We start from the raw sequence: 24,794 nt of genomic DNA, 5'->3' as shown, positions 1-24,794 counted from the left end.
GCGGGTCGTCCAGAGGAGGAGCACGCGTGCCAGCGAACAGTTACGACCTCGAGCTCAGGGGCCTTCCCAAGAAGGAGCGCCAGGCGCTGCAGCGCGAGTTCGCGAGGCTCCAGCGCGAAGAGGAACGACGGCGACAGAGGCGCAACCGCATCATCCGGCGCACCAGCCTCATCACGATCGGTGTCGCGCTGCTTGCCGTGGCAGGCCTGGTGATTGCCAACACCGTGCGCGCCTCGCTCATCGGCCCCGCCAACATGGCGAGCGACGGTGTGCTGTTCACGGGTGACGGCACCACCGTGACGCCGTCGACGACAGCGGCGCTGCAGGTCGGCGACACCCCGGCGGCCTCGAGCTTCGCCCCCTCCAACGGCGTGCTCATCGTCGACCTCTACGTCGACTACTCGAGTGCGGATGCCGCCCAGTTCGAGACGACGAACGGCAGCACCGTGCAGGGCTGGGTCACCCAGGGGTATGCGACGCTCGAGCTGCACCCCGTGGCGCTCGCGAGCACGGATTCGAACAGCCAGTCCATGCGCACCGCGAATGCCATCGCCTGCGTGGCGAACGCCGTGCCGTCGAGTGTTCTCGCGGTGCACAACGCCCTCATCGCCGACCAGGCCACCATCGCCGGGGCCGGCCTCAGCACCGATGAGCTCGTCGCCCTGGTGACGAAGGCGGGCGTGACAGACGCCGGGGTCTCGACGTGCATCACGTCGGGTGAGTTCGACAACTGGGTGGTGGATGCCACGAACCGCGCGAAGGCGGCACTGCCGAACTCCGACGTGAGCTCGTTGACGACATCACCCACCGTGGTGGTCGACGGGAAGGTCTACACCGGTTCGAACAGCGATGCGACGGCGTTCGAGGCGTTCGTGACCAGCACCTACCAGGCGGCGGTGCCGCAGAGCACCGCGACGCCGACACCGACGCCCGCTCCGACGCCGTAGGGACGCGGCGCCGACCAGATGGGACGGGTACCCGGTGCGGCGGGTACCCGGTGCGGCGGGTGCCCGGCTCGGCGCTTCACAGCGAACGTCCAAGGTTCACAGAGGCTTGTCGGGCAGAGTGTTGACATGTTCCGACGACACCCCGCGCTCACCGCCTTCACGGTGGTGTACCTCGGGGTGGTCGCCTGGGTCACACTCGGGCCGCAGCCGCTCGACACCCAGGCGCAGGGCGTGCTCTACCGGGCCCTGCGGGTGCTCGGCCGCCACGCCTCGACCGACTGGATCACGTACGACCGCGTCGAGTTCGGCGCCAACGTGGCGATGTTCCTGCCGATCGGGCTCTTTCTGCTGCTGTTGCTCGGGCGGCGCCAGTGGTGGCTCGCCATCGTCATCGGGTTCGTGATGACCGTGTCGATCGAAGTGGCGCAGTTGTATCTCCCCGGTCGCGTCAGCGACCTCCGCGACGTGGTCTCGAACACCACCGGCGCCACCCTCGGGGTGCTTCTCGCCCTCGTGCTCACGGCGGGCAAGGCCAGGCGCATCCGCCGCGAGCGCGCCCGGGCCCTGGCCCTCCCGAACTGACCCTCCCGAACTCACCCTCGCGAACCGTCCCGCCCGAAACGAACCTCACGGAACCACCCCTAGGAGCGGAGCACCGCGCCGGGATGGGCGAACGCGTGCCCCCGGTGGGAGGCGGGGAGGCGGTTGTTGCCCTCGCCGAAGAGGTGCTCGCGGAGCGTCGAGCCCGCCGGAGCGTCACCCATGAGGCCGCGTCGGCGCAGCTCCGGCAGCACCAGCTCGATGAGATCGTTGTAGGTTGCCGGGGTCATGTGCGGTTGGATCAGGAAGCCATCGACGTCTGTCGCGGCCACGAACTCCTCGAGCTGGTCGACGACCTCCACCGGTGTACCGATGAACACACTCCCGTTGATACCCGTGCGACGGAAGTTCTCGAGGATGTCGCGCACCAGCGGTGCCGGCCGGCCGTCTGTGCCGAGGTAGCGCTCGAGGTTCGACTGCCCCATCTCGGTCTTCGTCTGAGCAAGGGGCTTGTCGGGGTCGAGCGCCAGTAGGTCGATGCCGGTGTTGCCCGCATAGATGGCGGCGGCACCCTCATTTGTCGACATGGCGAGCATCTCGGTGTGCTTCGCCACCGCCTCGTCATGCGTGGCAGCGGTGATGAACAAGGCTCCGACCAGCAGTTTCACTGAATCGGCCGCGCGCCCGGCCGCGACGGCACTGGCCCGCACACCGGCCGCGTTGGCCGCGACCGTGGCCGGCTCCCCGCCCGCGAGAAAGACCGCCTCGGCGTTGCGGCCCGCGAACTCCCGCCCGCGGCCCGACGCCCCGGCCTGCACCAGCACGGGGGTGCGCTGCGGCGAAGGCGGCAGGGTCAGGATGCCATGGGCCCGAAAATACGGGCCGTCATGATCGATCATCCGCACCCCCGCAGGGTCTGCGTACACACCGCTCTGCCTGTCGAGAACCAGCGCGTCATCGGCCCACGAGCCCTCCCACAGCTTGAGGCTCACATCGACATAGTCGTCGGCCATGTCGTAGCGGAGATCGTGCGAGATGAGATCCTTGCCCATCAGGGCGGCCGCGGTGGCGCCCGAGGAGCCGGTGACGATGTTCCACCCGATGCGGCCGTCTGTGAAGTGGTCGAGGGTGGCGAAGCGGCGAGCGTTCGCAGCCGGCGGCTCGACAGTGGTCGACGTCGTCAGAATGAAGCCGAGTTTCTCGGTGACCGCCGCCATCGCGGTGACGATGGGCATGGGGTCGCCCTGCGGAATGCCGCGCCCCTCCCGCACCGAGGCCTCGATGAGTTCGCCATCGAGGGCAGGAAAACCGTAGCTGTCGGCCAGGAAGAGAAAATCGAGCCCGGCGTCTTCGAACTTCGTCGCGAGCTTCGTCCAGTGGCTGATCTTCAGAAAGTCGGTCGACGTGTCGTCGGGGTGCTGCCAGGCCGAGCCCACAGTGCCGTTCGGGCCGATGAACTGGAAGATACCGAGGAGGAGTTGCTTCATGGCTACAGGTTTTCACCCCACACCCTCCCCGGCGCGAACGAACGTGTTTCCGACGTGTGAAATGTCGGACGCGGCGACCCCTGGCTAGCGCTCCGACGCTTTCAGGTAGTCCTTGGCGAAACCGAGGTACGCATCGCGGATGCGAGCCCGCGCTTCGCCCTCCGTGGCCCGGCCGTCGAGGTGGTCGAGCAGCGCATCCCACCAGATGCTGCGCCCGATGGCGAACCCCGCGAACCCGTCCACGGGCGCGGCGATGTCGAGCCAGCGGTCGAGTCTCTGGGTCGGGGCGTGCCGTCCGAGCACGATGCACCGGGCATCCCGCCCGCCGCGCACAGCCGTTCGCGCCACGGACTCCGCGGCCGAGGTCGTCTCGAGTCCCTCGATCTTCCAGAACGACGGGCTCACGCCTGCGTCCTGCAGGTACTCCATCACCTCGACGGTGAGACCCGGCCTTCTCTCGCTGTCGTACCGGTCGGTGTCACCGCCGGTGGCCGCCTTGTCGGCATCCGTCGCCGGCACCAGCAGCTCGAGAATGAGCGGACGCCCGACCTCCCGCGCCCACGCCGAGACCTCGGCGAGGGTTGCCGCCTGCTTCTCTCGGTCGTGCACGGCGAACCCCGGGTTGTCACGCACGAGCACCTTGCTGTGGTCGGTGGCGAAGAATTCGGCGTGCGCCTTCCACGCGTCGCCGTAGGCGAACTCGAAGAACGGATGCCCGCTGGCCTCCAGCGGCATCGTGAGGTCGACGGCACCGCCCGACGACGCGGCGAGCTCGGCCGCAGATGCCCCGTACTGCTCGTCGATGAGGATGCCCGGCTGAACCTCGGCGGGCAGCTCGGCTGCGGCATCCAGAACCGCCCGATAGATCAGCAGCTTGTCGGCGACGATGCGCGCGGCCTGGTCGGGCGTCGGCGGAGCAGTCAGCCGGTAGAGGTCGCGTTCGAGGCTGTCCCGGTGGTCGGCCGCGAGAATGAACAGCAGCCTGCCGGATTCGAGCTCAGCCATGTGCGCCTCCCTTGTCTGGCGCGACCCGGGGCGCGCTGTGCCTGACAGCCTAGGCACATCGCCCCGCCCGGCGCACTCCCCCTCAGTCACCGACCCCGAGGGGCCCCGGGGTCGGTGGGTGAACGTAGACTCGATCAGTGCCGAAAGTCAGTGATTCCCCCCACCAGCCCGGGTGGATCCGCCGACTCTCGGCCTACATGCTCCGCCATCGCCGCAGCCTGTACCTCTCGCTCGGCGCGGCACTTCTCGGCAGCGCCTGCCAGGTAGTGGTGCCGCTGGTCGCCCGGCAGATCGTCGACAACGTCATCCTGGTGCCGGATGCTCCCCTGCTGCCCTGGCTCGGGCTGCTCATCGCGCTGGCGGCCGTGACGTTCGCGTTCACCTACGTTCGGCGCTACCACGGCGGGCAGGTCGCCCTCGAGGTGCAGACCGATCTCCGCAATGGGATGCACGACCACCTGCAGACGATGGACTTTACCAGCCTCGGCCGCATGTCGACGGGCCAGCTGGTGTCGCGGGCGAACTCCGATGCGACGCTGGTGCAGGGTCTGCTGATGATGCTGCCGATCATGAGCGGCAACGTCATCCTCATGGTGTTGTCGCTCGTCGTGATGTTCGTGCTGTCACCGCTGCTCGCGCTCGTCGCACTCGTGGTCACGCCACTGCTGGTGCTCATCTCGTACCGCATGCGCGCCCGGGTGCTGCCGGCGACCTGGGATGCCCAGCAGCGCGAGGGCGAGGTCGCCCAGATGGTCGACGAAGACGTCACCGGTGTGCGCGTGGTGAAGGCGTTCGGGCGCGAGAAGCACGAGATCGACCGCATGGTCGGGGTGTCGACCGCGCTCTACTCCTCCCAGATGCGGGCGGTGCGCATCCAGTCCCGTTTCCAACCGCTGCTCGAGGCGGTGCCCACCCTCGGCCAGGTCGCCGTGCTGGCCTTCGGCGGGTGGCTGGCACTGAACAACCAGCTGACGATCGGTACGTTCCTGGCGTTCTCGGCGTATGTCTCGCAGCTGATGGCGCCCGCTCGGCAGCTGGCCGGCATCCTGACCGTGGGGCAGCAGGCCCGGGTGGGCATCGAGCGCATCTTCCAGCTGCTCGACACCACCCCGACGATCGAGGATGCCCAGGCCGCCGTGCCCCTGCCGTCGGGCGGCGGGGCGATCGACTTCGAGGGAGTGCGGTTCGGCTACGGCGACGGCGGTTCTCGGGTGCTCGACGGGTTCGAGCTGCACGTGCGGGCCGGCGAGCGTGTCGCGATCGTGGGGCCGAGCGGCAGCGGAAAGTCGACGGTCGCGGCCCTGGTGTCGCGCTTCTACGACCCGACCGCAGGGTCGGTGCGGGTCGACGGGGTGGATGCCCGGCAGCTCACTCTGGCCTCGCTCCGCCGCGAGGTCGGCGTCGTGTTCGAAGAGAGCTTTCTGTTCAGCTCCTCGATCCGCGCGAACATCGCCTACGGTCGGCCAGACGCCACCGCCGACGAGATCGAGCGTGCCGCGCGTGTGGCCCAGGCGCACGACTTCATCGAGCGCCTTCCCCGCGGGTACGACACCGTGGTCGGTGAGCGTGGGTTGAGCCTCTCGGGGGGTCAGCGGCAGCGCATCGCGCTGGCCCGAGCCATACTGTACGACCCGCGCATCCTCATCCTCGACGACGCCACGAGCGCGATCGACTCGAGTACCGAGCAGCTCATCCACGCCGGCCTCGACGAAGCGCTCGGGCGGCGCACGGTGCTGCTGATCGCACACCGGGAGTCGACGCTGCACCTCGCCGACCGCATCGTGGTGCTCGAACACGGTCGGGTCAGCGACTCGGGAACCCACGCTGAACTGCTCGACCGCAGCGCCACCTACCGCGAACTGCTCTCCGGGCTCGACGAGGCGACGCAGGCGGCCGCGGCCTCGGGCCGCATCGAGGTGCTGGCCGACCTGACCGCGCACGGCACCCTCGTCGAGGGCCGGCAGGATGACGCAGACGCGGCGGCGCGCACTTCCGGCGGGGCTCCGGCCGGCGGTGCCGGATCCGGTCGGAACGGGATGCTTGCGGCAGACGCCGAGCTGCTCGAGGCTGTCGCGGGGCTGGAGCCCGTGCGCGACATCCCGAGCATCGACCTCGAGCACGAGACCGCGCATGATCCGCAGTTCAGTCTCGGTCGGCTGCTGACGGAGTTTCGAAGGCCCCTGCTGCTCGGGCTGGTGCTCGTGGTGCTCGACGCGGCCGCCGGGCTGCTCGGCCCCGTGCTGGTCAAGACGGGCATCGACAGCGGTGTGCAGGCGGGGTCGGCGATGGTGCTCTTCGCTGCCTCCGCGCTCTATCTCGTAGTGACCCTCGCCAACCTGCTGAACGGCATCGCGTCGACCTTCGTCACCGGGCGGATCGCCCAGCGCGTGATGCTGTCGCTGCGCATCCGAATCTGGTCTCAGCTGCAACGCCTGTCACTCGACTACTACGAGCGCGAAATGGCCGGGCGGGTGATGACGCGCATGACCACCGATGTCGACCAGTTCGAGTCGCTCATCCAGAACGGGCTGCTCTCGGCGCTGGTCTCGATCGTCACGTTCGTCGGCGTGGGGGTGGCACTGCTGACCATCAACCTCGAGCTCGGCCTCTGCACGCTGGCCGTCGTCGTGCCGCTGGTGATCGCGACGATCTGGTTCCGCAACAGGTCGTCGGCGCTCTACGACCAGGCGCGTGACCGCATCGCCGTGGTGAACGCCGACTTCCAGGAGAGCCTGTCGGGGGTTCGTGAGTCGCAGGCGTTCGTGCACGAGACTGCGACGGTGACGCGCTTCCACGGCCTGGGGCGGTCCTTCCTCGAGTCGCGGGTCGCCGCTCAGAGGCTGGTCGCGCTGTACTTCCCGTTCGTGCAGTTCCTCTCGGGGGTGGCTGACGCGATCGTGCTCGGCGTCGGCGCCGGCCTCATCGCGTCGGGGCAGCTCAGTTCGGGTGAGCTGATCGCGTTCATCCTGTACATCTCGATGTTCTTCTCGCCCATCCAGCAGCTGTCGCAGGTGTTCGACTCCTGGCAGCAGACGAGGGTGTCGGTCGGGCGCATCTCGGAGCTCATGCAGCTCGAGACGCTCACGCCTGAGCCGCCCGTGGGCACCGCAGTCACGCCGCCGCGGCTTCGCGGAGCCCTGTCGCTCGTGGGAGTCGATTTCGCCTACCCCGTCGCCCCCGACCCCGTCTCGCTCGGCGTGGCACGCCGCCGCGGGCCCTCGGATGCCCGGCTCGCCCTCAGCCCCGACGCGCTGCTGAAGAAGCCCGCGGAGGCCCTTCGCCATATCGACCTGCACATCCGGCCGCGCGAGACGATCGCCCTCGTCGGCGAGACCGGCGCCGGAAAGTCGACGATCATGAAACTGCTGGCCCGCTTCTACGACGTCGACTCGGGCGCCGTGTTGGTCGACGGGCTCGACGTTCGGAGCCTCGACCTCGTCGCCTTCCGCACGCAGCTCGGCTACGTGCCGCAGGAGGCCTTTCTCTTCACCGGGTCGGTGCGCGACAACATCGCCTTCGGTGACCCTTCGGCGACGGATGATCGTGTCGAGGCCGCAGCCCGCGCCGTCGGCGCGCACGATCTCGTGGTGTCGCTCCCGGGCGGGTATGCGCACGTGCTCAGTGAGCGCGGACGCTCGCTCTCGGCAGGGCAGCGCCAGCTGATCGCCCTCGCGCGCGCGCAGCTCGTCGACCCGGCCATCCTGCTGCTCGATGAGGCGACCTCGAACCTCGACCTGGCCACCGAGGCCCGCGTGACGGCCGCCATGGAACGTGTCTCGGCCGGCCGCACCACCGTGGTCATCGCCCACCGCCTGCAGACCGCACGCGCCGCCGACCGCATCGCGGTGCTCCACAACGGATCGATCGCCGAACTCGGCACCCACGACGACCTCCTCGCCGCCGGCGGCCGCTACGCCACCATGTGGGAGGCCTTCGAGACGGTCGAGCGCCCGGCCTGACCCGCGGGCTCGCGCCCGCCCCTGCGCGCCCCCGCCCGCGCCCGCGTGCGCCCGCGCATTTTGCGCAAAAGCACCCAAGCCCGCGCGTTTGCGTGCTTTTGCGCAAAGTCGTGAGGCCGGACAGGACGGGCGGGCGGTGACGGGGCGGGGGCTCGGGCGAGACGTGCCGTGCCCTCCGCGCCACGTGCGGCACGCGCGGCACCTGCGGCACCTGAACGACCTGTCCGTGCGCGGCAACCGCGCCCGTTCGTCTGGTGGTAGGGCAGTCAGGCGGGGGGTGAGGGGGCGAGGTGCGTGAGCACTTCGGCGCGGCGGGTGAGGGCGATGAAGTGACCCTCGCCGGGGTATTCGTGCAGGGTGGCGTTCGGGAGTCGCTCGGCGAGAGTGCGCGACCAGTGCGCCGGGATGACCCGGTCGGTATCGCCCTGAAACAGCACCACGGGGGTGCGTACGTCTTCGGGCGCGAACCCCCAGGGCGCCCCGAAGGCCACGTACTCGTCAACGGAGCCGCGCGTGTCGACGACCGATTCCCCCACCGTGCGGGCGAACCAGTTCGAGTACTTCAGGAGCAGCGCCGAATCGGTCTCGCCGAGCTGCCCCGCTGCCACCCAGGCGAGAAGCGGCGGTGACAGCCGGGCGAGTACCCGCGTGCCCCGGAAATAGATCCGCGCCAACTCCGGCGCGCGTCGGGCGAGCCCGATCAGCCGCCGGTCGGTCGCATTGAGCTCCCTCAGCCGGTCGCCGACCCCCGCGCCGACGGGATCCGCACCCGGGCCACCCGCACCCGCGCCCGCGCGCTCGGCGAGCGGGAGGGCGCCGGCGACGATCGCCACGCGATCCACCCGGGTCGCAAACTCGTGCGCCACCGCGAGCGCGAACTGGCCACCCTCCGACCAGCCGAGCACGGAGAACCGCTCGACGCCGAGGGATGCCAGCAGAGCGGTGACATCTGTGCGGGCCCAGTCGAGCATCTGGTGCCCGGGCAGGCGCGAGGTGCCACCGACGCCGGGCCTGTTCGGCGAGATGATGCGCAGCCCCAGCGTCCGGGCGGGCTCGTCGGAATACTCCACATCGATGCCGCTCACCAGACCGCCGTGGCAGTTCAGGATGACCGTTCCGGCCGGGTCGCCGTACTCGTGGTAGGCCAGGCGGCGGCCGTCGGGCAGATCGAGCATGGTCGGGGGGAGGTTCTCCCGCAGGGGCGTGAGGGTGGAGCGTCGAACCATCGTTCCTCCCCTCCCTCTGGCTAGCGTAATCGAGCCGCGGGGGCGAGCCGTTCCCAGCGGCGCCGCACGCCCGTCCTCTAGGGTTGGAGAACGAACGACCCTCCTCCTCGAAAGTTGGCGCACGGTGAGCGATCAGAACCCCTACCCCCCGCAGCAGCCCGGCCAGCACCAGCCGACCGCCGAGACGCAGCCCTACGGCCAGCCGCAACCCCAGCCCCAGTCACAGCCCGACTTTCGGCAGCAGCAGCCCGGCACGCAGCCGCAGTACGCGGCGCAGCCCGCCTACTCGCAGGTCGACCCCTACGGCCGGCCCGCCGCACCCCCTGCGGCCTACGCCACCCAGGCCTACGCCGCCCAGCCCGACCCCTACGGGAGCTACGCCCAACCGGCCGCGCAGCGCACCAACACCCTCGCGATCGTCGCCCTGGTGCTCTCGCTGACCGTTCCCATCGGTGGCATCGTGACCGGGCACATCGCGCTGAGCCAGATCAAGCGCACCGGCGAGGCGGGGCACGGGCTCGCCCTGGCCGGCATGATCATCGGTTACGCGTACACGGCTCTGGTCGTCCTCGCGGTCATCGCCTACATCATCTTCATCGTCGTGATCGTCGGCGCGGTTGGCGTCGGGTCGACCTACAGCTACAACACCTAGCGTGTCGCGTGAAATCTTGTCAACTCCCCGGTAATTCGTCCTGAGACCCGGCACGCGGGGCGCGACCCCAGTAAGTTGTCGGCATGAGTGCGGAGCTGACCCTCGGTGCAGAAGAAGAGCTGCACCTGATCGATCTCGAAAGCGGCAAACTTTCGGCCAGAGCACCACAACTCCTCTCCCGCCTGCCGTCTGACAACTATTCGGCCGAGATCCAGCGCACGACGGTCGAGACGAACACCGCCGTCACATCGACGCTCAGTGGCCTCCGCGCCGAGCTGCTCCGCCTGCGCGGCGGCCTCATCGACGCCGCCGCCGAGTTCGGGCTCGGGGTCGCGGCCGTCGGCACCGCCCCGCACTCCGAGTTCGCCGACTTCGAGCTCACCGCGACCGGCCGGTACCGGCGCATGCAGGAACAGTACCGTCTCCTCGTCGATGAGCAGCTGATCTGCGGGCTCCAGATCCACGTCGGCGTCTCCGACCGCGACATGGCGGTGCAGGTCGCGCAGCGGGTCTCCCGCGACATCCCGATCCTGCTCGCGCTGTCGGCCAGCTCACCGTTCCTGAACGGTCATGACACGGGCTATGCGAGCATCCGCACCACCATCTGGCAGCGCTGGCCGAGCGCGGGGGCGACGGGGTACCTGGCGAGTGCGGCCGAATACGACGAGATGCTGGCCGACCTCATCTCGAGTGGCGTGATCGCCGACGCGAAGATGGCCTACTTCGACGTTCGACCCTCCTCCCACGAACCGACGCTCGAGCTGCGGGTGTGCGACGCGTGCCCCATCGTCGACGACGCTGTGCTGATCGCGGGCCTGTTCCGCGCCTCGGTGCGGGCGGCTGAGCTGGAGATCGAAGACGGCAGACCGCCGCTGGGCATCCGGGCTCCCCTGCACCGGGCCGCGATGTGGCAGGCCGCGCGCGGCGGGCTGTCAGGCCACCTGCTCGAACCGACCGAGCACCCGAAACCCGTCGTCGCCGCGCAGGCGGTGCGCGGTCTCGTCAAGCGGCTGCGACCGCAGCTCGAGGAGCTCGACGACTTCGACGAAGTGCGTCGCCTGGCCCAGACCGCGCTCGCGCGGGGAAATTCGGCCGACCGCCAGCGCGCTGCCTTCGCCGAGCGGGGCAATCTCACTGACGTGGTCGATCTTGTCGTCGCCGAGACGCACGGGCCGGCCGAGGGGCTTGAACCCGCGGCATCGGCGTTGCGCAACTACCGCACCCGAGCCGGTGATGAAGCCGTCGGTCCGAGTGCGGCGCCCCGCCCCGCCTACCGCGAGATCATCGACTTCTACCGCACGCTTACCCCGGAGGCTCTCGAAGAGCGCAGCGCCGAACGGGCCCGGTTCACCGACGAGGCCCAGCTGAACTTCGGGGTGCGCGGCGCGTTCTCGCCCTTCGAGGTCGACCTGGTGCCCCGCGTGATCAGCGCCTTCGAGTGGGCCGAACTCGGCGCCGGGCTCCGCCAGAGGGCCCGGGCCATCGATGCGTTCCTCCGCGACATCTACGGCGACCAGCGCGCGGTGGCCGACGGGGTGCTGCCCGCCAGTGTTCTGGATGCCCAGGGCTGGCGCGCCGAGGCGGCCCGCCTTCCCCGTGACACCGTTCGCGCCCCCATCATGGGCTTCGATCTCGTGCGCAACGAGTTCGGCGGCTGGCGCGTTCTCGAAGACAACGTGCGCGCTCCGAGCGGCGCCGCCTATGCCATGGCCGCGCGCCGGTTGATGGATGCGGTCGTGCCCGACCTCCCCCGCCCACCCGGTCTGCTCGATCCGCATTCGGCGCTCGGTGCCCTGCGCGAGAGTCTCGGCGGCCCCCGCAAGACCGGACTCGGCGCCCTCGCCCTGCTCTCCAGCGGCCCGCACAGTTCGGCCTGGTTCGAGCACAGTCGGCTGGCCGCCGACGCCGGGCTGCTGCTCGTCACGGCCGACGACCTCGACATTCACGCGGGCCGTGTCGTCACGGGCGACAATCGCACGGTCATCCGTTCGCTCTACGTGCGCATCGACCCCGAACTTGTCGACCTGGCCACCACAGACGGCCGCAGAATCGGTGCCGAGGTGATGGATGTCGCCGCCAACGGCAACGTCTTCCTGGCGAATGCGCCCGGGAACGGCGTGGCCGACGACAAGGCGATGTACTGCACCATTCCCGATCTCATCGCGTACTACCTCGACGAGCGTCCGCTTCTCGAGTCAGTGCCCACCTATCGCACCAGCGACGACAGCGAGCGCCGCAGCGTCTTGGAGCGGGTCGGCGAACTCGTCACGAAGCCGGTCGACGGCGAGGGTGGCCACGGCGTGATGATCGGCCCTGCCGCCACCGCCTCCCAGGTCGCGAAGCGCCGCTCGGAGATCGCCGGCGACCCGGCCGCCTGGGTGGCCCAGGAGGTCGTGGCGCTGAGCTCCCTGCCCGCGTACACCGGGGCCACGCTCGAGCCGCGGCATGTCGACCTGCGCGCCTTCGTCTACGTCACCGGCACCAAGCCCGAGAACTTCGAGCTGGCCGACCTCGCCCTCACCCGCGTCGCGCCGACGGGCAGCCTCGTGGTCAACTCGACCCAAGGCGGCGGCGCGAAGGACACCTGGATCATCGGCCCCGACGAGACGCCGGGCGACGCCCGAGACGAGAGGAGCACGCATGTGCGGTCTGGCCGGTGAACTGCGATTCGACGGTCCGAGTGCCGACGTGGGCGACCTTTCCCGCATGACGCACTGCATGGTGCACCGCGGTCCCGACGGCGACGGACTCTGGTCGCACGGCCCGGTCGCGCTGGGTCATCGGCGTCTGTCGATCATCGACCTGAGCCCGGCCGGCTCCCAGCCGATGGTGGACACCCAGCTGGGGCTCACGCTGGCCTTCAACGGCTGCATCTACAACTACCGCCAGCTGAAAGAAGAACTCGAGGCCAGGGGCCACCGGTTCTTCTCGACCTCCGACACCGAAGTCATCGCCAAGGGATATGCCGAGTGGGGCACACACGTCGTCGACCATCTGCTGGGCATGTTCGCCTTCGCGATCGTCGAGCACGCCAGCGGCCGCCTCGTGCTCGCCCGCGACCGCCTCGGCATCAAGCCGCTCTACCTCGACCACACGCGTGAGCGGCTGAGGTTCGCCTCCACACTTCCGGCCCTGCTCGAGGGCGGCGGCACCGACACGTCGATCGACCGTGAGGCGCTGTCGTACTACATGACGTTCCACTCCGTCGTGCCGGCACCGCTCACCATCCTGAACGGCGTGAAGAAACTCCCGCCAGCCACCGTCAGGGTCGTCGAAACCGACGGCAGTTTCACCGACACGGTCTACTGGCAGGCCGACTTCAGCCGGCGCAGCGATCGCGCGGGTTGGTCTGACGACGACTGGCAGGATGCGCTCATCGCCAGTCTCCGCACCGCCGTCGAGCGGCGGATGGTCGCCGATGTCCCCGTGGGGGTGCTGCTGTCGGGCGGGATCGACTCCAGCCTCGTTGTCGCCCTGCTCGCCGAGCTGGGCCAGACCGATCTCGCAACATTCAGCATCGGGTTCGATTCGGCGGGCGGCGAGTCGGGCGACGAGTTCGAGTACTCCACCCTCGTCGCGAACGAGTTCGGCACCGATCACCACCGCATCGCGATCGACAGCTCACGCCTTTTGCCCGGCATCGACGCCGCGGTGGCCGCCATGAGCGAACCGATGGTGAGCCACGACTGCGTGGCGTTCTACCTGCTCAGCGAAGACGTCTCGCAGCACGTCAAGGTGGTGCAGTCGGGCCAGGGCGCCGACGAGGTGCTCGGCGGCTACGACTGGTATCCGCCGCTCGCGGGCATCCCGCGCGGCGACGCCGTCGAAGAGTACTCGAAGGTCTTCTTCGACCGCCGCTGGCCCGCACTCCCGTCGCTCTTGAACGCCGAATGGATGCTCGACCATGACGCCCCCACCGGGTTCGTCACGCGGCAGTTCGCCCGCCCGGGCGCCGACACGGCCGTCGACGCGGCGCTCCGCAACGACACCACGATCAACCTCGTCGACGACCCGGTGAAGCGGGTGGACAACATGACGATGGCGTGGGGCCTGGAAGCCCGGGTGCCGTTTCTCGACCACGAATTCGTGGAGCTGGTGGGCAGCATCCCGCCCGATCTCAAGCTGAGCGACGGCGGCAAGGGCATCCTGAAGCGCGCCAGCCGTGGCATCGTGCCCGACGCGGTGATCGACCGCACCAAGGGGTACTTCCCGGTGCCGGCCATCAGGCAACTCGAGGGGCCCTACCTGCAGCGCGTGCGCGATGCGCTCACCGACCCCGCCGCGATGTCGCGTGACATCTTCAACAGGGCCGAGATCGACCGTCTGCTCGCGAATCCGAACGAGACCCGAACAACCCTCGGTTCGAATGCGCTCTGGCAATTGGGTTTACTGGAGATGTGGCTACAGACGCAGAACATCAGGTGACGAAGCGACAGACGACCCGGCAGGTCGATCGGGCGGTCGCTCTCGCCCACCGGCTCGTCGACGCGTGGGGCAGCTGGAACCCCACCATGACTCCGGATGCCCGCCGCATGGCGTTCGTCAGCGACCGCCGCGGGCTGCCCGAACTCTGGGTTCAGGATGTCGCGGCCCTCACTGACGCCCCAGACGACGTGTTGCCCAGCGCCTCGCCGATCCACCTCAGCGACGACCCGGTGATCGCGGTGACCTGGTCGGCCGACAGTGCCTGGCTCGCGTGCTCAGTCGCGACCGACGGCGGAGTGCGCAGCCAGGTCTGGGTGGTGAGGCCCGACGGAACCGACGCCCGCCGCATTGCCGGCAGCCGCGATCAGCACGCCGAACTCGGGCCGTGGAGCCGCAGCGGCCACCGCGTCGTCGTCACCGTGCCGAGCGTCGAGGTCGGCGAGCCCACCCGCACCTTCCTCGTCGACCCGGCGACGGGACGCACCGAGCCCCTCGCTGTCGGCGAGCTCATCCACGTGCTCGACCTCTCCGTGGGGGAAGAGCTCGCCGTACTTCGCGACGGACGCCGCGGCCACGAGTTCTGCGTGGTCGTCGACCGGGTGAACGACGCGGACCATCCGCTGCTGCCGCACCCCTCCACCGGGTCGACCGCGGTCGCCCTGCTGCGTCCGGCCCCCACCGGCACCGGAGCCCCGCTCGTCGCCTACCTCGCCACAGAGGTGGATGCTCCCCGTCACCGCCTCGTCGCGCTCCCCCTCGGCCCCGCGGGACTCCGCGGCGCTGCCCGGGTGCTCGCCGAACGCGGCGACGCCGAACTCGAGGCGCTCGACGCCGACGACGCGGGCCGACTGCTGCTGCTCGTCTGGAACCACGCCGGCTGCAGTGAGCTCGAGCTGCTCGACACGACGACGGGCGAACGCACCGCCGTGCCCGACCTGCCGGGACTGGTCGCGTCATCGCCGGTACTCAGTCGTGACGGCTCCACGGTCATCCTGAGCGTGGAGGGGCCGACGCATCCCCGTGAACTCTGGCGCCTCGACACCCGGGCGCTCACCTGGCACCGCGTCACGCAGGTGCCCGATCTGCCACCGGTCGACCTCGTCGAGCCGACCCTCGAATCATACGCGGGACTCGACGGGTTGCCGTTGACCGGCTGGCTCTACCGGGTTCAGGATGCCCGGGGTTCCGTCTCGGGCGAACCCGACCCCGCCCGGGGCTCTGCCATGCTGAGCCTGCACGGCGGTCCCGAGTCGCAGGAACGCCCGACGTTCAACCCGCAGTACCAGGCCATGCTCGCCGCCGGAATCGCGGTGTTCGCACCCAACGTGCGCGGGTCATCCGGATTCGGCCGGGAGTTCGGCCACCTCGACGACGTGCGGGGACGCCAGGGCGCCTTCGACGATGTTCTCGCCACCGCGGGCCATCTCGTCACCCTCGGGGTGGCCGACAGGAGACGGATCGCCGTGACCGGCCGATCGTACGGCGGTTACCTCACGCTCGCGGCGCTGGCCTTCTCGCCCGGCGTCTTCGCGGCAGGGATCGACATCTGCGGCATGTCGCACCTGCTCACCTTCTACCGCGACACCGAGCCGTGGATCGCCGCCGCTGCCGTGACGAAGTACGGGCACCCCGAACACGATCGCAAGCTGCTGCGCCGGCTGTCGCCGCTCACTGCGGTGTCGGCGATCGACGTTCCCCTCCTGGTGGCGCACGGGGAGCTCGACACGAACGTGCCCGTGAACGAGGCCCACCAGGTGGTCGCTGCGCTGGGTGAGATCGGCCGCGCGGTCGAGTACCTCGAACTCGCCGGGGAGGGCCACGAGTACCGGCGCGCCGACTCCCGCCAGCGCCTCGCCGAGGCGATGGTGCGGTTCCTCGCGGCGAACCTCTAGTTCTTGGGCTTGTCGAAGCGCGCGCCAGCCGGGTTCGGTCCGGACGCCGCGAAGACGATCAGCACAATGGCGCCCACCAGAGGAACCAAACCGATGAAGATCCAGTAACCGGACCGGTTCGTGTCGTGCAGACGGCGAGCCAGCGACATCATTCTGTTTCGAGAAGAACCGGCGAACGGCCACCCCGAGCGGAGCGTTGTAATAAGGCGCCTAGAGCGGCGCCGGCCCACCGGGCGCGGACGACGACGACGGGGGCTGAAGAAGCGGGACAGGTGGCATCGTCACGGGAGCATCCTCGGGTCGCGTTTTCGACCGAACTGTTCGATCGCCACCATCTTTGCCTTTGCCGACAGACTCAGGGAAGAGACCCTAGTGGAGGGCTGGCACTCGACAAGACGATGGCCTCGCTAGGGGGCCCGTCGTCGTCCCGGTCGCCCAGATCGCGGTCGAAGACCCGCCGCACCGAATTGCCGGCGAGATCCTCCAGGCGGGACTGAATGATGAGGCGCCAGTCGCCGGGCGCTTCCCGGGTGCGGGATGCCCGCGGAACGAACACCCACTCGCTCGCGTCGACGTTAATCGAGCTGTCTCCAGACACCGGATGCCCCGACCCATCGACCACATGCAGGCATCGCTCGACGAGCATCCGGTCGAGCGGCCTGTCGAACCGCACCACCAGCGGCGCCCCGACTGTCTCGGGCCAGCTCACCCGCCACCGGTCAGGATCGACACGGGAGCGCTCCGCCGGCCCCACGACGAACGTGCGCTGGGCACCCGCGCCCAGCTCGGCGCCCATCGCATCGCGGAACGCCCGGTCGACGACGAGAGTCACCGTCGATCCCTCGACCAGCGGCGGCCCGGCCTGCACATTGGGCTGCAGCCCGCGCTTGATGCGTCCCGGCTCGAGCAGCACCGTCAGATGGCGGCGCGCCCGATCCCACAGCTCGGGCGGCATCACGAGCAGGGCTCCGGGGATGATCGCACCGCTCGCATCGCGCAGGTGCACGTGGCCGGCTGCCGAACCCTCCGCCATCTCGCGCGAGAACGTCACCCTGAACCGGAAAAGGTTCGCCGGCACCCGGGCGCCCCCCGGGTCGATGGATTCGACGGCCGCGGCGGCGGGAGCGCCCCCGCCTGGCGCGGCGGACGAGGCTGGCCCGGCGGTCGAAGCTGGGCCGGCGGTCGAAGCTGGGCCGGCGATCGAATCTGGGCGAGGCACGGTCAGGCGGGCGAGCTCGCGCCAGGGTTCCTCGGCAGCGGCGTCGGGCGCCGCCGCGCCATCCGGCTCGCGCCGCTCGAGCACCACCCAGGCGCTGCCGGGTGCGGCACCGAACCGGGGAGTGAACCGAGCCGTGCCGCCCTCCCGCAGCCAGGAACCGGCGGTCGCGACGAGGTCGGCACCGAGCTGCAGCGCCCCGAGCGGAACGACGGTCAGCGCGACGGGCAGGTCGCATCCGGAGACGACGACAACGCTGTCGGCCCATTCCGCGCGCACCGTCCCGACGCCCTGTGCTGCGTCGCTCACCGCCACCACACCTCCCTGCCATCGCCAGGCCGTCTGCGCCCCGCCCGCTCAGAGCACCTCCGCCGTCAGCGTGCGCAGGTGAAGCTCGCCGCCCTCCTCCTGCACCACCACGATGCTGCGGCGGTCAAGGTTCGCCATCCACGTGACACCGGGGTGGTCGAGGCTCTCCCGCGGAACCCCCATCGAGGCACCCTCCGCCGACAGTCCCAGCGTGAGCCCCGACTGCCCGCCGATCGACGCCGCCGGGATCTTCAGCAGCGGGTGCCGCGTGTTCGAGACCAGCAGAAACTCCTCACCGTCCCGTTCGTACGACACCAGGCTGAACGGCTGGTTCATCGGACCGAGCTCGGCCACGGTGCGTCCCCGCACCAGACCCTCCCCGCGTAGGTCGGCGACCGAGAAGACCGCAACCGGTGTGCAGGTGTAGGTCGCGAGGATGCTCGCGCCCCCGTCGAATGATGTCAGCGCCCGGATCGGCGACTGCGTCTCATACTTTCCGTGGTCGACATGGAAGATCTCGACCGAGGTGGCAACGGTCGACCCGTCGAAGGGGAACGGTATCCGCCGCAGCCGCGACGTGAACTCCTCGTTGCTGAGCCCCGCCACGAACAGCGCCCCGTCGACCCACGCCAGGTCGGTGATCGTCGACCGGTAGAGCGGAACCTGCGCGATGTTGAGCGTCACACCGTGGATCTCGCGGGGCTTCGAACTCGCCTCCATGCCGTCGAGCCACACGTCCTGCCGTTCATCGTCGGCGTCGGGCGCATCGTCGAGGTCGACCGCCGTGAAGGGTAGCTCGTCGAGCTCGACCACGCTGAGCTGCCCCGCTGCATCCGCCCGGACGATGGCGACCCGACCCTCGGCCCCCGACCCGCGGGCGACACTCAGGTACGTCTCGTGCGACACCGGATGCACGGCCAACCCCTTGACGAGAACGTCCGTCTGCTCGACCCCCAGCAAGGAGGCGAGTTTCGCGTCGAGGTGGTCGACGCGCACCTCCGTGGTGCCCGCTGCGCCGGGCGCGCCCGCTTCGGCGGTGTCTTCGCTCCGCACCTCGAACGCCAGTACCCGGGCCCGCGTCACATCGGCGGCGAACAGCACCGCCCCGCCCCCCGGCGACACCCCTGCAACCAACAGCAGCGGCCCGGCGGACTGCAACGTAGAGGGGGTGGTCGACGTCATCGCAAACTCTCCTGTCTGGCGGAGGGCACCCTTCGCCTCCTCCAGCCTAAGTCGGTTTCAAAGCCGCGCCACCCTGCTCAACACACGCTCCTCGTGTCGACACCGGTGACGCCCACGGAGGAGGGTCGCCCGCCAGATCATCCGCTAGAGCCTGTGGGCATCCCAGCGGTGTGCGATCGACACGATCTCTACGACCAGGTGCCGATCTTCGACCCGGTAGATGACGCGATACTCGCCGCGCCGTGCGGAATACAGAGGCCACAGAGGAGCTTCCAGCTGCTTGCCAAGACGCTTCGGGTTGCCGGCGAGCGCACCCATGATGAATTCGAAGGCTGCAGCCGCCACCTTCTCGGGCAGTTGCTTCGACAGTGCCCGACGTGCTGCTTTCGAGAACCGAACGTCGTAGCCTTCACTCACCGATCGGCGCGCCCCGCCTCGACCATGATCGCCCGCATCTCGTCTGAGCTCACGGAGTCACCGGCAGCAAGGTCGTCGAGGCCCTGACGAATGTCGCGCATGAGCTCGGAGTCGCTCAGGACTGCCACCGTCTCGACAAGGGAATCGTAGTCGTCGGCGCCCAGTAACACAGCCGATCGGCTTCCGTTGCGCGTGACTTCGAAGCGCTCGTGGGTCATCGAGGCGGACTCCACGAGCTTCGAGAAGTTGGCCCGGGCATCCGCTACGGAGAGAGTCGTCATGTACACAATTCTAGCGCACATTGCCTGGTCGGCAGAGAAGAAGGGCCCGCGCAGTGCGCGGGCCCTTTGGTGGTGGACCTAACGCGAAGGATTTCAAACTTGCCCCCAGAACTCAGACGGCTGATCACGGAGACCCCATTCTGATCAGCGGTTTCGCGTCTGCCTCAAGAAGCGCGACTGCAATTTGGAACTGTCGCCTTAGTTCCGAAGTTGGTCAATGGATACCCGCTTCAAGCCGTTGGACACGACGTGGGAGTGCTGGATTGTCGGCAACGAGATCTCCGACACCGTCAAACACTAACTCGGTCAGAGCAACGAGCCGCCAGACATTTCCGATCAATACGAAGAGGATGGCTACCGCGTAAAAATTCTCTCGGTGACCTGGGCCAGATAATTCAAAAGGTGAGACACCGACTTGAGTTCGTAAGAGATCAACTCGGCTAAGACCCACCCTCAAAGTCCAGATTGGACTACCTTCGCGAAAACGGTCCCAAGTTCTGCGAATAGTAACCATGCCACTCCCAGAGCGCCCGCCAATGGAACGGCGGGTCTAACTGGGGTCGCCGGAAATTGGCGACGAGGACACGATCGTTCACCTGGTAGTCGTTGTCAACATCCTGAATGCGCGGTCCACCGGTTCCTGTCGTGACGATGACATTCGTCTGACGCTGGAGTAGTTCTTTGAGCTGTTCGATCGACAACGGCTGGGCCTCCTATCGATTCTTCCCGTTGCTAGTCGTCAACATCTTCCATACCGACCTTGCCCTCAAGTACTGCAAGTACTTCAGACTCAAGGCTGAGGTTCCCTTGCGCACCGAGTTCATTCATGTATGCCTCGGCGACCCGCTTCAACTCGTCGTCACCAGACCTGATCGCATTCGCAATGACCAAGGGAATCGCGTGCCGGCTCAGGTCAAATGCCACACGCCCGCCTTCGGCGCGACCGCCCAGCAGAAGCTTCAATACCGCGAGCGCACTGGCAGGATCGGTGGCCGATGCCTGAGCGAGTTCCTTCCCGATCATGTACCGCTCGGTCGCAATACCCGGCTCAAGTTCTAGCGCGTCACCAAGGCGTGGAAGCCACCACTCCGCAGAGAAGGATTCACTCTTGGCGAGCCAGTAGATGCCCTCGAGTTCCTTGCTATCTTCCGGATGCTCTCGAACGTGACTGATCCGGTCGTCCCAGAGCCCTCCGAACCGATCGCGAATCGCGTCTTCAACTGTCGTGGCGTGAAAGAACGACCAAGCGATCTTGCCCAGGGCATTGCCTCGGACCGCCGGAGTCGTATGCGCGAAGAACGCCTGGAAGACCGTGTCCTCTTTGGTGATGTGTCCCAACACCAGAGCGTCGATTGCCCACTCACCGATCCGAGGTAGAGGATCGGACTCACCCTTCCAGCCCGCCACAAGCGACTCGCCGACATCGATGGCCGCAAGCATCGCCGGTGTCAGGAGCTCATAGATGGCCTGATTGTAGCGGTGCGTCGCCATAGCCGTTGTCAGCACGATCTGCTGTTCGACCGAGATGGAGTTCCTAGTACCGACTAGGTCTTCTAGGTGGGTGCCAAGCCAGTCGGGTGCGCTCGTCAACAGACGACCCAAGCCTTCGCCGAGAGCCGCGCGGCCCGCACCGTGCTGGTCGACGCGTGACATCTCAGACTCGATAGCTTTGAGCGCATCGCGCTGCCAGGATGCACCCTCCGAGCGTGTCGCGGCGACTATCAAGGCTCGAACCCTGCTGGGCCACTGCCAGTTGAGCGACATGTTGAGCGGGTCCCAACCGGAACCTTCGTGTTTGTAGCTGTCGTAGTTGACCCATGCGTCTTCACTATCGGAGCGATCGATCAGGAGCTGTGCGAAGCGTTCCTCATAGTCCTCCGGGACCACAACCGGGCCTCGTTGCTTTAGTAGCTCGTCAAGCAGTCCGATAGCCGCGTCCTTTGCCCCGCCGTAGTCCTTGTCGTCATCGAAGTCACCGCCTTCGACCGGGAAGGGAGAAGCCAACGAGTGATCGAGGACAAACTCCAGTAGCTCTGCGGATTGCGGCCAATCGAGCTCGAGATCCGCCTTTAACGCTGCCTCCCATCCCTGCAAGATCGCGCGCAAGTAGGTGGGACGAAGTTGGTTTCCCAAGTTCGGCACTCCGCTCAGGGCGAGCGGGTGGGTTGTCAACAGACCCGAGAGCGCCCTGCCTTGGCCCTCGTGGGATGGTTCGGGGCCCCATCCATCGCCCTTGTCGTGCCAGTTGGCGAGGTGAACAACGAGCTCGGCCGGTGCCATCGCCGCCATTTCATCCTGGCCCGTGTGTGGGTTAGGGCCAGTCCAGCTTGTGACTCGACCCATCGGTTCGAGGGGGTCGTCGATCACGCCGTTGGCCACATTGAGCTTCGCGAGATCTTCACGCAATTCCGCTGGGAGCGCGTCACGGCCGATTGCCGAGAGCCAACTGTGCCTGTAGCGCTGGGCTTTGGCCTGAATGCTCTCTTCCCATTGCTCGTCTTCGAGCCCTTCCGGGCGGACGAGTCGCTCTCGCATCCAGGCAAGGTCTGTCTCGAATGCTTTCGCGAGAAACGGCGTCACCACCGAGGTTGCTGAGTTGTCCGCGCGCGCGGCAGCTTGCGCCAGCCGTGCGTATTCGACACGGAGGTACTCATCGTCGGATTCCGCATCGCCAAGCACTTGCTTCGCGGAGCCCAGGAGGGTCGCGCTGACATTACCTGCGTCGATCTCCTGACGAATTGTCTCGGCCAATACGTAGATAGCAATCTTCCGTAACAGCTTCACGCCGCTGCGCAACAAGACATTCACCGTCTCGACTGGATCTGCGAGCATCGCCGGAATTGCCACATCGCGGACTGCGTCTATGAGCGCGTCCTCTGGGCGATCGGTTGAGTCACCGCGCGAGTCAATAGAAGACCTGTCCATTGCACTGAAGTCATGCTCACCCGCGGCGTGACCGGACGAGTGGACGTATGACGTCAACCACCCAACCAGCGCCTTAAGCGCGTTCTCCCCCAGGGCTGGGACTATCCGGGGCAATTCCTCCCCGTACCAATACTCCTCCAGCAGAAGTTCGGGCATGCGAATTGCCGTGGTTTCGTCACCCGGACGAGCCTGGAAGAGGGCGTTCGCGAGCCAGCGACCGAGACGCGGCTGCCCGCCAGCGAGCAAGTTGACCGCGAGCGAAACGGGCGAACGAGGGTCTGTCCTCCACCCGAGCCCAGTCGTCACCCACTTCTTGAGCAGTGGTTCCAGTCGAACACTCGATTCGGCAGGAATCTGAGATCCAATATCGAACACGGCGCGACGGACCCAGGCGTTGTTACTGTCCTGCAGCTGTAGCAATACATCGACGACCTCGTCGGGCGCTTGTGGCGCGATACGAGTCAGATACGAAAGCTCAGGCCAGTAGGTGTCGCGGATGAACCCGTCTCCAGTCGGCTCCGGCTCCGGCGGGTTCGTGAACGCTCCAGCCTCCAGTAGTGGACGAACCCAGAGCGGGTTCTCGAGTCCCTCGTAGAAAATCCGACGGAGTTGGAAAGTCGGAATCTTCAGGAGGGTCGCGTGCACCTGATCGGGACTTGGCGTGCGGTAGTTAGGCATCGGCTTCGTCCTCCATGGCGTTGATTTCCGCGAGCAAGTCATCAATGGAATGCCTGCTAGTGAAGAACGCAGTGATCACGCCGTCTAGCAGCTCTTCAACGATGCCGACACGCTCACGGATTTCGTCATCGCTAGGCAAGTCAGACTCCGCGACATCGCGTTCGTGTAGATGCGCCCACTTCACGAAGTAGTCGCGAGACTCGATCCAACTCGAAACCGCCGCATGGCTTGCGTTGCCGTCGTCCGTGATCAGCGCAGCAACGTCGTCTCGAACCCGACGCTTCTCGTGGATCGAGGCCTTGAATAGCTTGTCCATCGCAGCTGCTACTTCCTGGGGAACCGGGACGGACCCACCCTCGCCGTCCAGCTCAAGCTCTGGGAACCGAGAGAGCAAATCGGGAAGCGCCTTGACCTGGTCACCAGAGGAAGGCTTGAATCTCGGCGCAGTCGGACGACCCAGTGCCCCAAGTACCCTGTTCATCAGTTCACGCATGCAGTGCCCGATGAACGCTACGCGCGTTCGGCGATCCAGCACTTCGAGCTCGCCACCGAGCAACATCAGCGCCGTTCGGTAGAAGTTGGCGAGCTCCAATCGCTTGCCCTCCAAAGCAGCGAGAATCCGCTGCTCCCTTTCGTCCATGAATGCGCTCGGCCTAGACATTCAGACCTACGCGCCGACCGTACCGTTCGCAAACAGTTCGGCCTGTTCGAGAACGAACTCGACCGCCTTGTCCTCCTGGTAAGGCGGACAGTCGTACTTGGCGAGGGGCCGCCGTACCTTCGCGCGCCTGACGGGTATTCTGGAGGGCCTGTTTGTGCAGCTGGCTAATCCGCCCCGCCGTCACTCCGAGCTCTTCAGCCATGTCTTTGTTCTTCCGCCCGTCCCGATACAGAGTCAGGACGAGCAATCGTTCGTCCTCAGGAACTTCAGCGAGCGCGCGGTTCACTAAGTTCGCGGCGCGACCACGGTCGAATTCTGCTTCAAAGGTCTTCACCCCGGCAATGTCGACGGAGACCGCGATTGCGTTATCGCCTCGTCGGTCGTGGCCAGCCTCCTGAAGTTTAATATCGACAGCCCGATTCCGGACCGCACTACTGAGATAGAAGGCCGAGTTTTCGACTTTGTGCTCCGGAAGCGTCTTCATGAGATGGGCGAAGACTTCGTGTACCGCATCCTCAGCTCGATGCACAGCACTGAACCTAACCAGCTGATGTTTGGCCGCACGCAAAAGCGCCTCCCGATGCTCCAGATAGAGGGCGGCGAGATCAGGTGCGCGCGCCATAGTGCCTTCACCCATTCGGTTCCTCGATCACCTTCGAATTTCCATATAGCTGGTAGGCGAGGCAGCCATCATCTCGTTTAGGACAATCCAACCGTGACAGACATTGTCGATCAAGCCCAATGACGCGGTCTCAGCCCGTCGGCATTGAACAACGATGATATTTAGGAGCGCCAGCGAAATTGGGGCGCGATTACATTCAGATATAGAAAGCTTAAATACAAGCAAAAGGGGCTACAACGGTTGTGAGGCTGACCCCGTTTCCCGGACAGGTGGTTGGTTGGTCAGGCTGCCAGTGTGAGCTGGCGGCGTTCGTACTCTAATGGACTGAGGTAGCCGATGCCGGAGTGGCGTCGGCGGGCGTTGTACCAGC

19 protein-coding genes are annotated in these 24,794 nt (G+C 67.3%); 7 read left to right on the top strand and 12 right to left on the bottom strand.

Features of this window, described 5'->3' with window-relative positions:
* Window positions 1-26: 26 nt before the first annotated feature.
* Entirely contained in the window at window positions 27-947 is a 921-nt protein-coding gene (locus tag B7R24_RS05705; RefSeq protein ID WP_116418015.1) for a DsbA family protein, read from the top strand.
* A gap of 126 nt (window positions 948-1,073) precedes the next feature.
* Window positions 1,074-1,529: a VanZ family protein gene (locus B7R24_RS05700; protein ID WP_116418014.1), complete on the top strand. Its 456-nt coding sequence runs from the start codon at window positions 1,074-1,076 to the stop codon at window positions 1,527-1,529.
* Window positions 1,530-1,588: 59 nt separating this feature from the next.
* On the opposite strand, the gene B7R24_RS05695 is transcribed toward B7R24_RS05700, so the two are convergent.
* Together B7R24_RS05695 and B7R24_RS05690 are read right to left on the bottom strand one after the other, a co-directional pair.
* A complete protein-coding gene (locus tag B7R24_RS05695; protein ID WP_116418013.1) occupies window positions 1,589-2,974 on the bottom strand; it encodes an NtaA/DmoA family FMN-dependent monooxygenase in 1,386 nt (461 codons plus the stop codon).
* A gap of 84 nt (window positions 2,975-3,058) precedes the next feature.
* Window positions 3,059-3,979, bottom strand: a complete 921-nt coding sequence (locus tag B7R24_RS05690) for a 2-deoxy-5-keto-D-gluconate 6-phosphate aldolase domain-containing protein (protein WP_116418012.1) — start codon at window positions 3,977-3,979, stop codon at window positions 3,059-3,061.
* A 137-nt stretch (window positions 3,980-4,116) separates the two neighbouring features.
* Between B7R24_RS05690 and B7R24_RS05685 the strand changes: the two genes are divergently transcribed.
* Window positions 4,117-7,938: an ABC transporter ATP-binding protein gene (locus B7R24_RS05685; protein ID WP_216363629.1), complete on the top strand. Its 3,822-nt coding sequence runs from the start codon at window positions 4,117-4,119 to the stop codon at window positions 7,936-7,938.
* Between the two features lie 266 nt (window positions 7,939-8,204).
* Here the strand turns inward: B7R24_RS05685 and B7R24_RS05680 are convergent, their stop codons facing one another.
* Window positions 8,205-9,164 (bottom strand): alpha/beta fold hydrolase, encoded by a 960-nt coding sequence (locus B7R24_RS05680; RefSeq protein ID WP_116418011.1) that lies wholly within the window; start codon window positions 9,162-9,164, stop codon window positions 8,205-8,207.
* A 124-nt stretch (window positions 9,165-9,288) separates the two neighbouring features.
* Here B7R24_RS05680 and B7R24_RS05675 point away from each other — a divergent pair, with 124 nt between their 5' ends.
* The 4 genes from B7R24_RS05675 to B7R24_RS05660 all read left to right on the top strand — a co-directional run bounded on the left by B7R24_RS05675 (window position 9,289) and on the right by B7R24_RS05660 (window position 16,133).
* Window positions 9,289-9,816: a DUF4190 domain-containing protein gene (locus B7R24_RS05675; protein ID WP_172582724.1), complete on the top strand. Its 528-nt coding sequence runs from the start codon at window positions 9,289-9,291 to the stop codon at window positions 9,814-9,816.
* 83 nt (window positions 9,817-9,899) lie between these two features.
* A complete protein-coding gene (locus B7R24_RS05670) occupies window positions 9,900-12,476 on the top strand; it encodes a carboxylate--amine ligase/circularly permuted type 2 ATP-grasp protein (protein WP_116418010.1) in 2,577 nt (858 codons plus the stop codon).
* Window positions 12,457-14,241, top strand: a complete 1,785-nt coding sequence (locus tag B7R24_RS05665) for an N-acetylglutaminylglutamine amidotransferase (protein ID WP_116418009.1) — start codon at window positions 12,457-12,459, stop codon at window positions 14,239-14,241. Before B7R24_RS05670 ends, B7R24_RS05665 begins: the two co-directional genes overlap by 20 nt.
* Complete coding sequence (locus B7R24_RS05660) at window positions 14,238-16,133, top strand: S9 family peptidase (protein WP_253259291.1); 1,896 nt, start codon at window positions 14,238-14,240, stop codon at window positions 16,131-16,133. The genes B7R24_RS05665 and B7R24_RS05660 overlap by 4 nt, the downstream gene beginning before the upstream one ends.
* Here B7R24_RS05660 and B7R24_RS05655 read toward each other — a convergent pair.
* The 9 genes from B7R24_RS05655 to B7R24_RS18375 all read right to left on the bottom strand — a co-directional run.
* Window positions 16,130-16,282 carry a DUF805 domain-containing protein gene (locus tag B7R24_RS05655; RefSeq protein WP_253259290.1) on the bottom strand — a complete coding sequence of 51 codons (153 nt, stop codon included), beginning with the start codon at window positions 16,280-16,282 and terminating at the stop codon, window positions 16,130-16,132. The two genes, B7R24_RS05660 and B7R24_RS05655, sit on opposite strands and share 4 nt — an antisense overlap.
* A gap of 206 nt (window positions 16,283-16,488) precedes the next feature.
* Window positions 16,489-17,658: a hypothetical protein gene (locus tag B7R24_RS05650; RefSeq protein ID WP_147303974.1), complete on the bottom strand. Its 1,170-nt coding sequence runs from the start codon at window positions 17,656-17,658 to the stop codon at window positions 16,489-16,491.
* 48 nt (window positions 17,659-17,706) lie between these two features.
* Window positions 17,707-18,840 carry a hypothetical protein gene (locus tag B7R24_RS05645; protein WP_116418006.1) on the bottom strand — a complete coding sequence of 378 codons (1,134 nt, stop codon included), beginning with the start codon at window positions 18,838-18,840 and terminating at the stop codon, window positions 17,707-17,709.
* A gap of 144 nt (window positions 18,841-18,984) precedes the next feature.
* Window positions 18,985-19,257, bottom strand: coding sequence for a type II toxin-antitoxin system RelE family toxin (locus tag B7R24_RS05640; RefSeq protein WP_116418005.1), 273 nt, complete (start codon window positions 19,255-19,257; stop codon window positions 18,985-18,987).
* Window positions 19,254-19,538: a type II toxin-antitoxin system Phd/YefM family antitoxin gene (locus B7R24_RS05635; RefSeq protein ID WP_172582723.1), complete on the bottom strand. Its 285-nt coding sequence runs from the start codon at window positions 19,536-19,538 to the stop codon at window positions 19,254-19,256. Before B7R24_RS05635 ends, B7R24_RS05640 begins: the two co-directional genes overlap by 4 nt.
* Before the next feature lie 732 nt (window positions 19,539-20,270).
* Entirely contained in the window at window positions 20,271-23,141 is a 2,871-nt protein-coding gene (locus tag B7R24_RS05630; protein WP_116418003.1) for a hypothetical protein, read from the bottom strand.
* Entirely contained in the window at window positions 23,134-23,781 is a 648-nt protein-coding gene (locus tag B7R24_RS05625; RefSeq protein WP_116418002.1) for a hypothetical protein, read from the bottom strand. Before B7R24_RS05625 ends, B7R24_RS05630 begins: the two co-directional genes overlap by 8 nt.
* A 13-nt stretch (window positions 23,782-23,794) precedes the next feature.
* Window positions 23,795-24,439 (bottom strand): sigma-70 family RNA polymerase sigma factor, encoded by a 645-nt coding sequence (locus tag B7R24_RS17990; protein ID WP_116418001.1) that lies wholly within the window; start codon window positions 24,437-24,439, stop codon window positions 23,795-23,797.
* 266 nt (window positions 24,440-24,705) lie between these two features.
* A partial coding sequence (locus B7R24_RS18375) for an IS3 family transposase (protein ID WP_367302594.1) occupies window positions 24,706-24,794 on the bottom strand: 89 nt, incomplete at its 5' end.

The organism is Subtercola boreus (assembly GCF_003399645.1).
Classification (GTDB): Bacteria; Actinomycetota; Actinomycetes; order Actinomycetales; family Microbacteriaceae; genus Subtercola; species Subtercola boreus_A.
Note: the sequence above shows the minus strand (reverse complement) of the source record. Positions and strands in the feature narration are given on the sequence as shown.

Excerpts from the sequence above, each read along its gene's own strand:
- B7R24_RS05635 (WP_172582723.1), bottom strand. The coding sequence starts at position 19,538 with ATGACGACTCTCTCCGTAGCGGATGCCCGGGCCAACTTCTCGAAGCTC.
- B7R24_RS05690 (WP_116418012.1), bottom strand. The coding sequence starts at position 3,979 with ATGGCTGAGCTCGAATCCGGCAGGCTGCTGTTCATTCTCGCGGCCGAC.
- B7R24_RS05645 (WP_116418006.1), bottom strand. The coding sequence starts at position 18,840 with ATGACGTCGACCACCCCCTCTACGTTGCAGTCCGCCGGGCCGCTGCTG.
- B7R24_RS17990 (WP_116418001.1), bottom strand. The coding sequence starts at position 24,439 with ATGGGTGAAGGCACTATGGCGCGCGCACCTGATCTCGCCGCCCTCTAT.
- B7R24_RS05680 (WP_116418011.1), bottom strand. The coding sequence starts at position 9,164 with ATGGTTCGACGCTCCACCCTCACGCCCCTGCGGGAGAACCTCCCCCCG.
- B7R24_RS05665 (WP_116418009.1), top strand. The coding sequence starts at position 12,457 with ATGTGCGGTCTGGCCGGTGAACTGCGATTCGACGGTCCGAGTGCCGAC.
- B7R24_RS05700 (WP_116418014.1), top strand. The coding sequence starts at position 1,074 with ATGTTCCGACGACACCCCGCGCTCACCGCCTTCACGGTGGTGTACCTC.
- B7R24_RS05630 (WP_116418003.1), bottom strand. The coding sequence starts at position 23,141 with ATGCCTAACTACCGCACGCCAAGTCCCGATCAGGTGCACGCGACCCTC.
- B7R24_RS05670 (WP_116418010.1), top strand. The coding sequence starts at position 9,900 with ATGAGTGCGGAGCTGACCCTCGGTGCAGAAGAAGAGCTGCACCTGATC.
- B7R24_RS05695 (WP_116418013.1), bottom strand. The coding sequence starts at position 2,974 with ATGAAGCAACTCCTCCTCGGTATCTTCCAGTTCATCGGCCCGAACGGC.
- B7R24_RS05655 (WP_253259290.1), bottom strand. The coding sequence starts at position 16,282 with ATGTCGCTGGCTCGCCGTCTGCACGACACGAACCGGTCCGGTTACTGG.
- B7R24_RS05625 (WP_116418002.1), bottom strand. The coding sequence starts at position 23,781 with ATGGACGAAAGGGAGCAGCGGATTCTCGCTGCTTTGGAGGGCAAGCGA.